This is a genomic window from Snodgrassella sp. W8158 (assembly GCF_016100435.1).
GTDB lineage: Bacteria > Pseudomonadota > Gammaproteobacteria > Burkholderiales > Neisseriaceae > Snodgrassella > Snodgrassella alvi.
The window spans coordinates 184,384-198,326 of record NZ_JACFSM010000002.1; the positions used below are offsets into that span (position 1 = coordinate 184,384).

12 protein-coding genes are annotated in these 13,943 nt (G+C 43.2%); 11 read left to right on the forward strand and 1 reads right to left on the reverse strand.

The window, feature by feature from the left end; translation table 11 throughout:
• Positions 1–291: 291 nt before the first annotated feature.
• From H3V11_RS05445 to nagZ, 11 genes are all read left to right on the forward strand, one after another.
• The gene (locus tag H3V11_RS05445; RefSeq protein WP_084551801.1) at positions 292–1,479 is read left to right on the forward strand and encodes an efflux RND transporter periplasmic adaptor subunit; all 1,188 of its coding nucleotides are present in this window, start codon (positions 292–294) and stop codon (positions 1,477–1,479) included.
• Positions 1,480–1,482: 3 nt separating this feature from the next.
• On the forward strand, positions 1,483–3,420 hold the full coding sequence (locus H3V11_RS05450; protein ID WP_084551800.1) for a MacB family efflux pump subunit: 1,938 nt from the start codon (positions 1,483–1,485) through the stop codon (positions 3,418–3,420).
• A 102-nt stretch (positions 3,421–3,522) separates the two neighbouring features.
• Positions 3,523–4,896, forward strand: a complete 1,374-nt coding sequence (locus tag H3V11_RS05455) for a TolC family protein (RefSeq protein WP_370570173.1) — start codon at positions 3,523–3,525, stop codon at positions 4,894–4,896.
• Positions 4,897–5,498: 602 nt separating this feature from the next.
• Positions 5,499–6,239: a DNA polymerase III subunit epsilon gene (gene dnaQ, locus H3V11_RS05460; RefSeq protein WP_198223777.1), complete on the forward strand. Its 741-nt coding sequence runs from the start codon at positions 5,499–5,501 to the stop codon at positions 6,237–6,239.
• Positions 6,236–6,943, forward strand: coding sequence for a 2-C-methyl-D-erythritol 4-phosphate cytidylyltransferase (ispD, locus tag H3V11_RS05465; protein WP_198223778.1), 708 nt, complete (start codon positions 6,236–6,238; stop codon positions 6,941–6,943). The genes dnaQ and ispD overlap by 4 nt, the downstream gene beginning before the upstream one ends.
• Positions 6,940–7,422, forward strand: a complete 483-nt coding sequence (ispF, locus tag H3V11_RS05470) for a 2-C-methyl-D-erythritol 2,4-cyclodiphosphate synthase (RefSeq protein ID WP_100126398.1) — start codon at positions 6,940–6,942, stop codon at positions 7,420–7,422. The genes ispD and ispF overlap by 4 nt, the downstream gene beginning before the upstream one ends.
• A gap of 87 nt (positions 7,423–7,509) precedes the next feature.
• Positions 7,510–8,178 (forward strand): ribose-5-phosphate isomerase RpiA, encoded by a 669-nt coding sequence (gene rpiA, locus H3V11_RS05475; RefSeq protein ID WP_037393496.1) that lies wholly within the window; start codon positions 7,510–7,512, stop codon positions 8,176–8,178.
• A gap of 163 nt (positions 8,179–8,341) precedes the next feature.
• Entirely contained in the window at positions 8,342–8,992 is a 651-nt protein-coding gene (locus H3V11_RS05480; RefSeq protein WP_100116119.1) for a thermonuclease family protein, read from the forward strand.
• 12 nt (positions 8,993–9,004) lie between these two features.
• Positions 9,005–9,646: an endonuclease III gene (nth, locus tag H3V11_RS05485; RefSeq protein ID WP_037393493.1), complete on the forward strand. Its 642-nt coding sequence runs from the start codon at positions 9,005–9,007 to the stop codon at positions 9,644–9,646.
• Between the two features lie 80 nt (positions 9,647–9,726).
• Positions 9,727–11,199, forward strand: coding sequence for a DegQ family serine endoprotease (locus H3V11_RS05490; protein ID WP_198223779.1), 1,473 nt, complete (start codon positions 9,727–9,729; stop codon positions 11,197–11,199).
• A 167-nt stretch (positions 11,200–11,366) separates the two neighbouring features.
• On the forward strand, positions 11,367–12,464 hold the full coding sequence (nagZ, locus tag H3V11_RS05495; RefSeq protein ID WP_232335774.1) for a beta-N-acetylhexosaminidase: 1,098 nt from the start codon (positions 11,367–11,369) through the stop codon (positions 12,462–12,464).
• 64 nt (positions 12,465–12,528) lie between these two features.
• On the opposite strand, the gene adhP is transcribed toward nagZ, so the two are convergent.
• Positions 12,529–13,542, reverse strand: a complete 1,014-nt coding sequence (gene adhP / locus H3V11_RS05500) for an alcohol dehydrogenase AdhP (RefSeq protein ID WP_025330295.1) — start codon at positions 13,540–13,542, stop codon at positions 12,529–12,531.
• Positions 13,543–13,943 lie beyond the last annotated feature (401 nt).

Consider the following 13,943-nt stretch of genomic DNA (forward strand, 5'->3'; position numbering starts at 1 on the left):
TCAGACTCTTATTCATATTTGAGTATCAGTAAAATGTGTATTTTGTTGAAATCATTTAAAATTTTATCATTATATTTTTTTAAGCAAGCAAAGATTTAATATATATGATTTTATAAAGAGCTTGGATTATTATTTAATATTCATAAATTAATAATGGATATCAGATATTAATAACTAACATGATATATTGATGAGAATGGTTTTCATCCTTTACAATCTTAATCTTTTGCCGCTATTTATTAAATTTATTAATTAGAGCAAAATTTGAGTGATATACGGATTATTAAGCAAATGAAAAAAAAATGGGTTAAAAGGTTTGTATGGTTGTTAGTCGTGGTGGTGCTGGCTGCTGTTGTATGGAGCCTGTTTTTTAAACCTAAAGACCAGATGAATTTTGTGACAGATGATGTTCGCCGCAGCGATATCATGCAGACAGTTAATGCCACAGGAGAAATTGCGGCGGCACAATTGGTTGATGTCGGTGCTCAGGCTTCTGGCCAGATCAAAAAACTGTATGTCAAACTGGGCCAGCAGGTTAAAAAAGGTGATTTGATTGCTGATATTGATTCTACTACCCAGTTAAATACCCTCAACACTAATAAAGCTAAGCTGGATACGTATCGTGCTCAGTTGGTATCTGCTCAAATTGCATTGAAAATGAAGCAGCGTGCATTTGACCGTGAACGCGCGCTGATGGGGCAGGATGCTACCTCTAAAGCAGATTTTGATAATGCTCAGGATAATCTGGCCGCAGCACGGGCTAACGTGGCTGAGCTGAAGTCACAAATCCGGCAAACACAGATTGCCATTAACACTTCAGAAGCAGATTTAGGCTATACCCGCATTACTGCTCCGATGGACGGTACAGTTGTATCCATTCCGGTAGAAGAGGGACAAACTGTGAACTCCAGTCAGAATACGCCAACGATTGTACAGCTGGCTGACTTAAGCAAAATGCTGAATAAAATGCAGATTGCCGAGGGCGACATGAGTAAGGTTAAGGCAGGAATGCATTTAACTTTTACTACGCTGGCGGACAATAACAAAGTGCGTAAAGCTACTCTTGAAGCAGTAGATCCGGGGTTAACCAAGATGTCTCAGGGAAGTTATGACACCAGTACGGATACAACTGATACAGCTATTTATTACTATGCCCGGGCTCTGGTTCCGAATGATGATGGCACACTGCATATCGGGATGACTACTCAGAATAATATTTTTGTGAAATCTGTCAGAAATGTACTGACTGTATCGAATCAGGCAATCAGGCATAACCGTGGTAAAAAAGTGGTGAAGGTGCTGGGCGATAATCAGCAGGTTCAGGAAAAACAGATTGAGACTGGTATTACAGACGGTATGCGCACAGAAGTGAAATCAGGCCTGAAAGAGGGTGACCGGGTAGTTTTATCTGCGCTGAGCAAGGCAGACGCCAAAAATGGTGTCAGCAAAGAGCCGAAAATGCGCGGTCCGAGAATGTAAGCCATGAGTTTATTGGAAATTAAGGCAATCAATCGCTGGTTCGGCACTGGTGAAAACCGGGTTCAGGTGCTCAAAGATATTAATCTGAGCATAGAAAAAGGCGATTTTGTAGCTATTATCGGTCAGTCTGGTTCGGGTAAGTCTACTCTGATGAACATCATTGGCTGTCTGGATGTGCCGTCCAGCGGTTCGTACAAAATTGATGGCGTAGAAACTGCTGCTATGACCGCAGATGAACAGGCCGCTTTGCGCCGTCGCAGCTTTGGTTTTATTTTTCAGCGTTATAACCTGCTCGGCACATTAACAGCACGTGAAAATGTAGCCCTGCCGGCCGTATATGCCGGTATGGAATATGGTGAGCGAATGAAACGGGCGGATGAGTTGCTGGCTCAGCTCGGGCTTGCCGGTAAGGAAGAAAACCGTCCCAGTGAACTGTCCGGTGGTCAGCAACAGCGGGTAAGTATAGCCCGTGCGCTGATGAACGGCGGTGAAATTATTCTGGCAGACGAGCCAACAGGTGCGCTGGATACCGGTAGCGGAAAAAACGTGATGGAAATCCTGCATAAACTGCATGATGCCGGTCATACCATTGTGATGGTTACACATGATCCGACGATTGCTGCTAATGCTAACCGGGTAATTGAAATTAGTGACGGACGGATTATCGCCGACCACAGTAAGAATACAGATATTCCGCCCAGCAATATTGAGAGTATTGAAGAGCATAATTCATGGCATTTTTACCGTGATCAGTTTTTTGAATCTTTTCTGATGTCTATTCAGGCGATTATGGCGCATAAGATGCGCTCGTTTCTTACGATGCTCGGCATTATTATCGGTATTGCTTCAGTGGTGTCGGTAGTAGCACTGGGAAGAGGGTCGCAGGAAAAAATTCTTGAAAACATTAATGCTATGGGCACAAACACGGTTTCCGTATATCCGGGTTACGGATATGGGGATCGCCGTTCTTCCCGTATTAAAACGCTGACTGTTGGTGATGCAGAGGTTCTGAAGCAACAGGACTATGTTGACAGTGTCACTCCGGGTGTTAATACCAGTGGTACGCTGACTTATGATAATCAGTCTCTTTCAGCTCAGTTATACGGTGTAGGTGACCAGTATTTTGATGTACGCGGTATCAAGCTTGCTTTTGGCCGGCTGTTTAATGAGGATGATGTAACTCAGAACAGTCAGGTAGTCGTAATTGATGACAATACCAAAAACAAATTGTTTGCAGATGGTACTAATCCGCTGGGAAAGGTTATTCTGTTTAATAAACGGCCATTGCGTATTATCGGAGTAACAGAACCTAATAATAACGGCTTTTCGGACAGTGACAGTTTACAACTGTTTACTCCTTATACCACGCTGATGAACCGGATTTCCGGCTCTAAATACATTACTTCAGTTACAGTGAAGGTAAAAGATAATGTCAATTCACAAACGGCAGAAAAAGGCATTATTGAATTACTGAAAGTACGTCATGGTACAGAGGACTTTTTTACCCGTAACAGTGACACTATTAAGCAGACAATTGAAAGTACTACTGGCACCATGACTCTGCTGATATCAAGTATTGCGCTGATATCTCTAGTGGTAGGCGGTATCGGGGTGATGAATATCATGCTGGTATCGGTAACTGAGCGGGTGAAGGAGATTGGTATACGCATGGCTATCGGTGCACGTCAGCACAATATTCTTGAACAGTTTCTGATTGAAGCGGTGCTGATTTGTCTGATTGGCGGGTTGGTTGGTGTACTGTTTTCGTTTGCCATCAGTATGCTGTTTAACTTGCTGGCAACAGATTTTGCCATGTCATTTTCAACCATCTCTATTGTGATGGCTGTACTTTGTTCAAGTGTAATTGGTGTGCTGTTTGGTTTTATGCCGGCAAAACGTGCTTCGCAGCTTAATCCTATTGACGCGCTGTCACGCGATTAATTGTGTTGATGCTGAAATTTCAATCTGGCGGAAATGGCTGTACTGCATTGATAAATGCAGTAAGCGTCAGAATAAAAAGTTACGATGATGAGAGATAATTTTGTGAAAAAACGCAGCGCAGTATGGATGCTGAGTCTGAGTCTGCTGTTAACCGCCTGTGCTACGCATAGTTCCTATCCGCAGCAAAGCATGCATAAAGCCGGAATGCTAAGCAATGCAGAAATTGCTGCGCAGTATCAGGTTAATGCAAACTGGTGGGAAATTTACCATGATGAAACTCTGAATCAGCTGGTAAATACTGCGCTGGCTAATAATGTTGATTTGCGTCAGGCAGCACTGACAGCTGAAAAAGCACGTTATAGTGCCCGTCTGACAGCAGTAGACCTGGTACCGAATGCCAGTGGTTCTCTTGGCGCCAGCAGCTCCAAAGATTTGAAACATGGCGGGGTGTCCAGCCGTAATTTTACCGGTCAGCTCGGATTAAGTTATGAACTGGACGTATGGCAGAAAATTCGTGCCAATACCAATGCGGCACGCTGGAAATATCAGGCCAGTGAAGAGGATCTGTCCGCCAGCAGACTCTCACTGATTAATAGTGTCGTCGATAATTATTTTCATCTTGCCTACATTGATGGTGCAATCAGTTTAACTAAAGACAGTATTGAACAATACCGGCAGATTGCCAGAATCTCTCAGGCACAGTATCAGGTAGGTAAAGTCAGCAGCATTAATGCTACTAATGCCAAACAATCGTTACTGAGCGCAGAGAATAATCTGACCTCATTGCAGCAGAACCGGCTGGAAGTATTGCAGAATCTGCATAATTTACTCAATCAGCGTCCGGGTGAAGTAACGGATATTCAACCAACTCCTTTAAATCAGATTCATTTGAGTGAAGTGAATCTGAATGTGCCATTGTCTGTACTGGCTAATCGCCCTGATTTACGTGCGGCAGAATATCGTTTGCAATCTGCTTTTTCCAGTCAGCAGGCAACTAAACGTAGCTGGTATCCGAGTATTAGTCTGAATGGTGCGGTTAATTCGCGTTCTGAGGCTGCTTCTTCGGCTTTACATTTTCCTGTCGGTACGGCAAGTGTTAATGTAAATTTGCCTTTTCTCGACTGGCAGACTCTGTATTGGCAGAACAAACAGGCTAAGGCAGATTTTGAAAGTGCTAAACTGACTTTTGAACAATCTCTGACTACCGCCCTTAATGAAGTTGAACGCTATTACCGGCAATACACGCTTAGCCGCAATACACTGGCCAATAATGAACAAAAATACCAGTACGATTTAAAAAACAGTCGCTACTACCATGCCCGCTATCAATATGGTACTAATCCGCTTAGTGACTGGCTGGATGCATTGAATACTCAGTATTCTTCGGCACAAAACGTGTTAAACAACCGTTATAGTGTCCTGCAAAATGAAAATCTGATTTATCAGGCTATGGCCGGACGCTATCAGCCGCAATAATATTCAAGCCTGCCTGTTTGAAAATATACAGGCCGGCTTTTTATAGGTTAGTTGATAATTGAATTATTTTTCTGTTTTCATTACACTAATGACTAACAAAAAAAATCGCCCCTCAAAAAGGGGGCGCAAAAAGGAACACAAACCACTACCAATAGAAAAGTGCTAAATAAATTGTTGAACAAAAACAATCTATTTTAAATCTGTGAGTATGTTCAGAAATGGCTGCAAAATATTTGTGAATATTTGTGTCGTTTCGTGAACATAGATGCATCATAAACAAATTGTTTTCTAATTGCAAATGATAGTTATTATTATTTGCAAAAATAAATGAGAATTTTATTTATAATTTTGTTTTTAAAAGAAAAATAAATAGTGGTATATACACCCGTTAATAGAGACTATGACAAAAAATACCAAAAATTAATGTTTTATCCGGATAAAACCGTTTGATGACTATTAGTTTGTAATAGTCATCTGCTGGGTTTGCCTGCTGAGTAATTTGTTTTACCGGCACGAACCGCTGTTATGCACCGGAGTTGATTTTTTAGTATTATCGGAGTTTTAAGTCAGCGGTGTTCAACCGCATAAAGCATTGAATCAATATGCGTCAAATTATTCTTGATACTGAAACCACCGGACTGTATGCAAACAATGGTGATCGCCTGATTGAATTTGCCGGTGTAGAAATGGTAGACCGGCGCCTTACCGGAAATAATCTGCATCTGTATATTAATCCTGAGCGCGATATTCCAGACGAAGCTGTGGCAGTACACGGAATTACACTGGAAAAGCTACACGAAATGAATGCACCGGTGTTTGCCGGTGTGGCTCAGCAGATTGCCGACTACCTGCATGGTGCCGAACTGATTATTCATAATGCTGTGTTTGATGAAGGCTTTCTGGATATGGAATTTGAGCGTCTGGGTATGCCCAAAATTAAAACGATTACCAGTGGAACAGTTGATACGCTCAAAATGGCTCGTGATAAATATCCGGGACAGAAAAATTCACTGGATGCTTTATGTACGCGGCTGGAAGTAGACCGCAGTAAGCGTGTACTGCACGGTGCGCTGATTGACTGTGAATTACTTGGTGAAGTTTATCTGGCTATGACCCGAAGCCAGTTCAGTCTGGTAGATGAACTGATGGCTACTGTTGCTGCCAGTGAAAATCAGATTGCAGAAAGCAAATATCAGATAAAACATACTGGATTAACAGTAGTGGAACCCAGTGCAGAAGAACTGGCTGAACATGAAGCTTATTTGCAGGCGTTGGATAAAATAGTTGGTGAACCCTGTATGTGGAGGAAATGGCAGGAAAATAACGGAGATAAATCTGTATGACCCGGCATGTAGTGCTGATTCCTGCCGCGGGTGTCGGAGCTCGCTTTGGTGCAGGATGTCCGAAACAATATGTTACTTTGGCCGGTCAGACTGTATTACAGCATACAGTGTCGCGACTGGCACAAATCAGTGCAATTGATCTGTTTTTGATTGTTGTATCAGAACAGGATGAATATATCGATGCTGTCTATCCGGCAGATTTATTACCGCCGGATGTGCATATCCTGCGTTGTGGCGGAGCGACGCGGGCGCAAACTGTGCACAATGGGATTGTGCAGGCGCAAAAATATTTTAATGTACAGGATAACGACTGGATACTGGTACATGATGCCGCTCGCTGCTGTGTGAGTACGGATTCTGTAAAACGTTTATTAGCTGCTGTGCAAGATCATGCAGTAGGCGGGTTACTAGCGCTTCCCGTAGCAGATACGCTTAAACAGGCAGATGAACAACAGCAGGTAAGCCGGACAGTGAACAGGGCAGGTTTATGGCAGGCTCAGACTCCACAAATGTTTCGTACCGGTATTCTGGCCAGAGCACTGGCACAAGCAGATTTAGATGTGATTACAGATGAATCTTCTGCCGTAGAGGCGCTTGGTCTGACTCCATTACTGGTAGCAGGGGACATACGCAATCTGAAACTCACCAGTGCACAGGATGCGTTACTGGCTAGCTATTTTTTACAGCAGGACACCATTAAATGAGTTCTTTAAGAATTGGTCAGGGTTATGATGTGCATCAGCTCGTTAGCGGGCGGCCATTGTTACTTGGCGGCGTAAAAATTCCTTTTGATAAAGGTTTGCTTGGTCATTCTGATGCAGATGCACTATTGCATGCGATTACCGATGCACTGCTGGGTGCAGCTGCTTTAGGTGATATTGGCAAGCTTTATCCGGATACAGCTGCTGCAAATAAAGATGCCGATAGCCGTGTACTGTTACGCGGTGCCTGTGCTGCCGTTCGGGCTGCCGGCTGGTGTGTGGTCAATGTTGATAGTACGGTTATTGCTCAGGAGCCGAAATTGCGTCCTTATATAGATCAGATGCGCATAAATATTGCAGCTGATTTGAATATAGCTGTGGATGCAGTAAATGTTAAGGGTAAAACCAATGAAAAATTAGGCTATCTGGGGCGGAAAGAAGCTATTGAGGCTCAGGCAGTCGTATTGCTGACGGCAGTTTAATCCTGTTGCGGCATCAGTTATAATTTCGTGCAGGAATAATTATTGTTTGAAATGTATTTAAAGTTAAGCTGATCAAGGAGCAGTAGAATGGCCACACAGGATGAGTTGAAACGTCAGGCAGCGCAAAAAGCTGTTGAATATGTCAATGAAAACGAGTATCTGGGTATTGGTACCGGTTCTACCGTATATTTTTTTATTGAGGCACTGGCACAAAGTAAAAAGCAGATTAAAGGTGCAGTATCCACATCTGCCCTGACCAGTGAAACTTTAAAAAAATTTGGTATCCCGGAAGTAACACTCAATGAAGTGAATGGTTTGCCGCTGTACATTGATGGAGCTGATGAAATCAATCATTTATTGCAGATGATTAAAGGTGGTGGCGGCGCATTGTTAAATGAAAAAATTGTTGCCAGTGCTGCTGAGAAATTCATTTGTATTGCTGATGAAAGTAAATATACCAGTCGTCTTGGTCATGTATCGTTACCAGTGGAAGTGACGCCCAATGCCCGTTCACTGGTGGCGCGCCGGCTACTGAAACTTGGTGGAGAGCCTGAACTGCGTCTGGGTTTTACTTCTGATCATGGTAATCAGATTCTGGATGTAGCTAATCTGAACTTTGATGAGCCGATTAAAATGGAAGATGCCATTAATAAGATACCCGGTGTAGTAGAAAATGGTTTGTTTACTCACCATCCGGCTGATTTGCTGGTGCTGGGTTGCAGCGATGGTGTCAAGGTATTAACTGCCAGAGTCTGAATTCGCTGCAGCAGAAGTATTTAATAATACAATTAATTAATATCTGCGCAGCCAGTTACCTGAAAAAAGGGTAGCTGGCTGCTGTTGTTTTAAGGGTTTATTTTACTGTCTGTGATTTATTCTGTTCAGGCCGGGCATATTTAACAATGTGGTTTTCTGATAAATGCATAAAAGACAAAAAATTCTGACTAACTGGCGTAAAATTCTGGTCTGGGTGGCTGTTATTCTGACAATCGCTAAAGTGTGGTTGCCGGAAAGTATAATTGCACCTTTGGCGGAATGGACACAGAAAGCGGACAGTATTGTGCGCTCTGTCCAGGATTTGCTTAATGGTAAGCCGCCTGTAAGAGGAAAAAAGTGGGCAGTAGCCAGTAAAGGACGCTATTCCGGTAATGTTGACAGTGTGCATGACGGAGATACTGTGCATATCAGAGACAAGGACGGGCATACGCATAAAGTTCGTCTGGCTAATATTGATGCGCCGGAAATCAAACAAGCTTATGGTATAGCCAGTCGCGATGCCTTAAAAGCACGTATTGAGGGTAAGTATGTTGATGTAAATGTGGTTGCTATAGATCAGTATCAGCGTGAAGTTGGTCAGATTATATTGAATAATGCAGATATTAACTTATGGATGGTTCAGCAGGGATATGCATGGCATTACGACTCAATTGCTAAAAAGCAGCAGGATCGATTAGGTTTTGGCCGTTACCAAAGTGCTCAGATACAGGCGCGCCAAAATCGTCTCGGTTTATGGCACAATGCCAGTGCAATAGCACCGTGGCAGTTTCGTCAGCAACAAAAAAACCGATAATGGTTTAATTTCATGAATGCACAAAAGCGCAAGAAAATATTCACTCGTTTGCAGGCTGTCTGTCAGAATCCGACTACGGAGCTGATATATCATTCACCATTTGAATTATTGATAGCAGTTATGCTCTCGGCACAGGCAACGGATGTTTCTGTCAATAAATGCACTGTACATTTATTCCAAATGGCACCCACAGCACAAGCCATGCTGGAGTTAGGAATAGATAAAGTTATGGAGTGTATTCGGACCATCGGTTTATATAAAACCAAAGCCAAACATGTGATGGAAACTTGCCGGATTCTGGTGCAGCAGTATAACGGAGATGTACCGCAAACCAGAGAAGAGCTGGAGGCATTGCCGGGAGTAGGGAGAAAAACGGCTAATGTCGTACTGAATACAGCTTTTGGTCATCCAACGATTGCAGTAGATACGCATATTTTCCGGGTATGTAATCGTACTGGTCTGGCACCGGGTAAAACGGTACGTGAAGTTGAGGATAAATTAATGCAGGTGGTGCCGAAACAGTTCAGACTTAATGCACATCACTGGCTTATTTTACACGGACGTTACATATGTAAAGCGCGTAAACCGCTGTGTGAGCAATGTCTGATAAATGATTTGTGCGAGTACCCGGCAAAGTCGACTTTAACCGTCTGATTGTGTAACTTAACGCCTCTTTTCGTTACAATATTATTAATCTTTGCTTGTGTAAGAAAACAAAAAAGTTAGGGAAGTGGATGCGGATAAATCGCAAATATATGTTGACGGCAATTTTGTCAGTGTTGTTAGTAGCAGGTTGTGACAGGCTGGAACAATGGTTTGGCAAAAATAAGGACGGTCAGGGTTTTGTGAAGGAAATACCTGCCGGTACTGATGGGAACAGCAATCAGGTAGCTATGTTGTTGCCCGATTTTACCCGGCTGGTCGACCAGCAAGGTCCGGCAGTAGTCAATATTCAGGCTACACGCAATAACCGTAATATCGATAATGAAGCCGGTCCGGATGCTTTGCCTGACAATGATCCGTTTTACGAATACTTCAAACGCCTTTTGCCAAATGTACCGCAAACCCCGCAGGCAAATGATGATGAATATAATTTTGGTTCAGGCTTTATTATCAGTAAGGATGGTTATATTCTTACCAACACTCATGTAGTCAACGGTATGAATAATATTAAGGTTTTACTGAATGATAAACGTGAATTTCAGGCAAAACTGATTGGTGCTGATGCTCAGTCTGATGTTGCATTATTAAAAATCAATGCCGATGAATTACCGGTTGTAGAACTGGGTAATCCTGAAGAATTAAAAGTCGGAGAATGGGTAGCGGCCATTGGTGCGCCGTTTGGTTTTGATAATAGTGTGACTGCCGGCATTGTTTCAGCTAAAGGACGCAGCCTGCCGGAAGAAAACTATACGCCGTTTATCCAGACTGATGTGGCTATTAATCCCGGAAATTCAGGTGGACCATTATTTAATCTTAAGGGGCAGGTAGTAGGAATTAACTCACAGATATACAGTCGCAGTGGTGGCTTTATGGGTATTTCTTTTGCCATTCCGATTGATGTGGCCATGAATGTAGCCGAACAATTGAAAACATCAGGTAAGGTACAGCGAGGCCGGCTTGGAGTAGTTATTCAGGAAGTCAACTATAATCTGGCCAAATCTTTTGGTCTGGATAAAGCCAATGGTGCGCTGATTACTCAAGTTGTTGCCGGCGGACCGGCAGCTAAAGCAGGCTTATTATCCGGCGATATCGTGCAAAGTGTGAATGGCGATGAGCTAAAGAATTCAAGCGATTTGCCGGTGAAAGTTGGTTTACTGCCACCAGGTAAGCAAATTGTTCTGGGTATCTGGCGTAAAGGTCAAAAAGAAGAAATCAGGGTAACGCTGGATAATGTGTCTCCGGCTGTAGCAAATCCGGCCAGTTCTGCCAGTAGTACCATTATGCCAACTGACGGAACCAGTTTTGCCGAACACCGTCTCGGTCTGGTATTGCGGGCAACAGATCAGGGGCTGATTATTGAAGACATCAGCGGGCTGGCTACGCAAGTAGATTTACGTCGTGGCGATATTATTATCGCCGTTGGTCAGAAACTGGTACATGATGAAAAAGATTTTGATAATGCAGTAGCAGCCAGTGGAAAAAATGTACCTCTGTTAATCAGGCGTGCAAACAATACCCTGTTTATTGCTATGATGTTGCCGTAATTTTTTCATAAAGATACAGTCTTTAGGATATGTTCTAGTCGGATTATCAGTTAATCGCACAGGTCGTTTACACCATTATGCAGGTTTTATTAATTGTTCCATTGTTAATGATGGATCACTTTCTGGTCAGACCACGCGATTCATTCAGAAAAATTTTGGAATAATTTATGTTGTCAGTACATCCCAAAGCATTAGCACGTGGTCCGGTTATGGCTGATGTGGCAGAGTTCACGTTAAGTGATATCGAACGTGAACGTTTATGTCATCCGGCCATTGGTGGAGTGATTCTGTTCCGGCGCAATTATCAGTCCCGTGCACAGTTAACCGAGCTGGTTGCTGAAATTAAAACATTAAGAACACCGGAACTTATTGTCGCTGTTGATCATGAAGGCGGCCGGGTACAGCGCTTTATTCCCGAATTTACCCGATTGCCGGCCATGCGTACTCTGGGACAGTGCTGGGAGCAGCATGGTGCAGCAATGGCCGACAAAATGGCCGAAACAGTAGGCTGGGTGCTGGCTACTGAATTACGTGCCTGTGGCATAGATTTATCATTTACGCCTGTTCTGGATTTGGACTGGGGTGAATGTGCTGTTATTGGTAATCGCAGTTTTCATCAGCAGCCGGCTGTAGTCAGCTCTCTGGCAATAGCTTTGCAACGTGGTCTGGCTCGTGGTGGTATGGCTTGCTGTGGCAAACATTTTCCCGGACATGGAGCCGTCAGTGGTGATAGCCATCTTACCTTACCGGAAGATAACCGCAGCTGGGAAGAATTGTGGGCTGATGATATTCAGCCATTTAAAGATTTAATTCATAATGGTATGCCGGCACTCATGCCCGCACATGTGGTATATCCTAAAGTTGATCCGACAGAACCGGCAGGATTCTCCACTATCTGGCTGGGGGGTGTTTTGCGCGATAAAATGCAGTTTGATGGGGTGATTTTCTCTGATGATTTAACTATGGAAGGAGCCAGCTGTGCCGGTGATATCCATGCACGTACAGCGCAGGCTTTTGGTGCCGGCTGTGATATTGCTCTGGTATGTAATAAACCAGACTGGGTAGATAATCTGCTGACCGATTTTGTCTGGCCGGATATCAGCCGGCTGGCACAGCGCTGGCAGATGATTGCCGGTAAGGGGAGTGCAACAGAATACGTTGCTACTATGCAGACACCTGAATTTCAGGCAGCTCAGCAACTGGTTGCCAGTCTGGCCTCTGCTCAGGATACTCTCAATGGTGTTCAGGTGGGCGAAGCCTGCTAATTATTTTCCGGACAACAAAAAAGCCATAGTCAAACTATGGCTTTTTTAAACTGCCTAACAGATATCAGGCATTTTTAAAGTCGATTACCATACGACCAGTAAACTTACCGGCAGTCATTTCATCGAAAATATCATTGATATCTTCCAGAGGGCGCATAGTTACTTTTGGTACTACTTTACCTTCTGCACCAAACTGGAATGCTTCACGCAAATCTTCACGTGTACCTACCAGTGAACCTACCACTTCAATACCATCCAGAACCAGACGCGGAATATTCAGATCCATAGTGTCAACTGGCAAGGCTACAGCAACAATACGTCCGCCGGCACGTACAGAGGCTACGGCTGAATTGAAAGCAGATTTAGCTACAGCTGTAACCACAGCAGCGTAAGCACCACCTACTTTTTCCTGAATGATTTCTTCTACTTTTTCTTTAGCAGGGTTCAGAGTCATATCTGCACCCATTTCGCGTGCCAGCTCAAGTTGTTTTTCATTAACATCAATAGCAATTACTTTAGCATTAAACACGTTTTTGGCATACTGCAACGCCAGATTACCTAAGCCACCAAGTCCATAAATCGCAATCCACTGACCCGGCTGGATGTGTGATACTTTGATTGCCTTGTAGGTTGTCACACCGGCACAGGTAATACTGCTGGCTGCTTCAGAACTCAGTCCGTCTGGTACTTTAACTGCATAATCTGCTACAACGATACATTCTTCAGCCATACCACCGTCTACAGTATAGCCGGCATTTTTAACTTCACGGCAGAAGGTTTCGCGACCACTGTTGCAATATTCACAATGTCCGCAGCCTTCAAAGAACCAGGCAACACTGGCACGGTCACCCACTTTTAAAGAAGTAACATCTTCACCTACAGCAGTTACAACCCCAATACCTTCATGTCCCAGTGTTACACCAGTTACGTCGCCAAAATCCGCATTTTTTACATGCAAGTCGGTATGGCAAACGCCACAGCATTCCATTTTCAGCAATGCTTCATTGGCTTTCAGCGGGCGTACAGCTTTATCCTGGATGGCAACTTTTTTGTCTTTTGTTACTACGGCTGCTTTCATAATGAACCCTTTTCATCAGTAAAGAAGAAGTGTTTAGTCTGTTAGTTTCTGTTCTCAGATAAACAGACCGGTACAACCAGAAAATCATTTACCGGATAAAATCGATACCGGTATAAATATAATCCTGAATAAAAATGACAGAAAAGTATACAGAGGTGTAAATGTACCTCATATTACCGATTAAATGTCATTTAAAACAGGATTAAAATATTTATTTTCTACCAGTTATTCTGACAGATATATCAGTGCAGTACCAGCACTGGTATATAAAATAATTGTAACTCTAAATAAAGCATCTGCGTAAGACTTAATTGCAGCAAAATACCATATACTTATAAGAAATTTTAATAAATTTCAATGATTCCTTTTTGCTATTATCCTACTAATCAGATCTGCTCAGG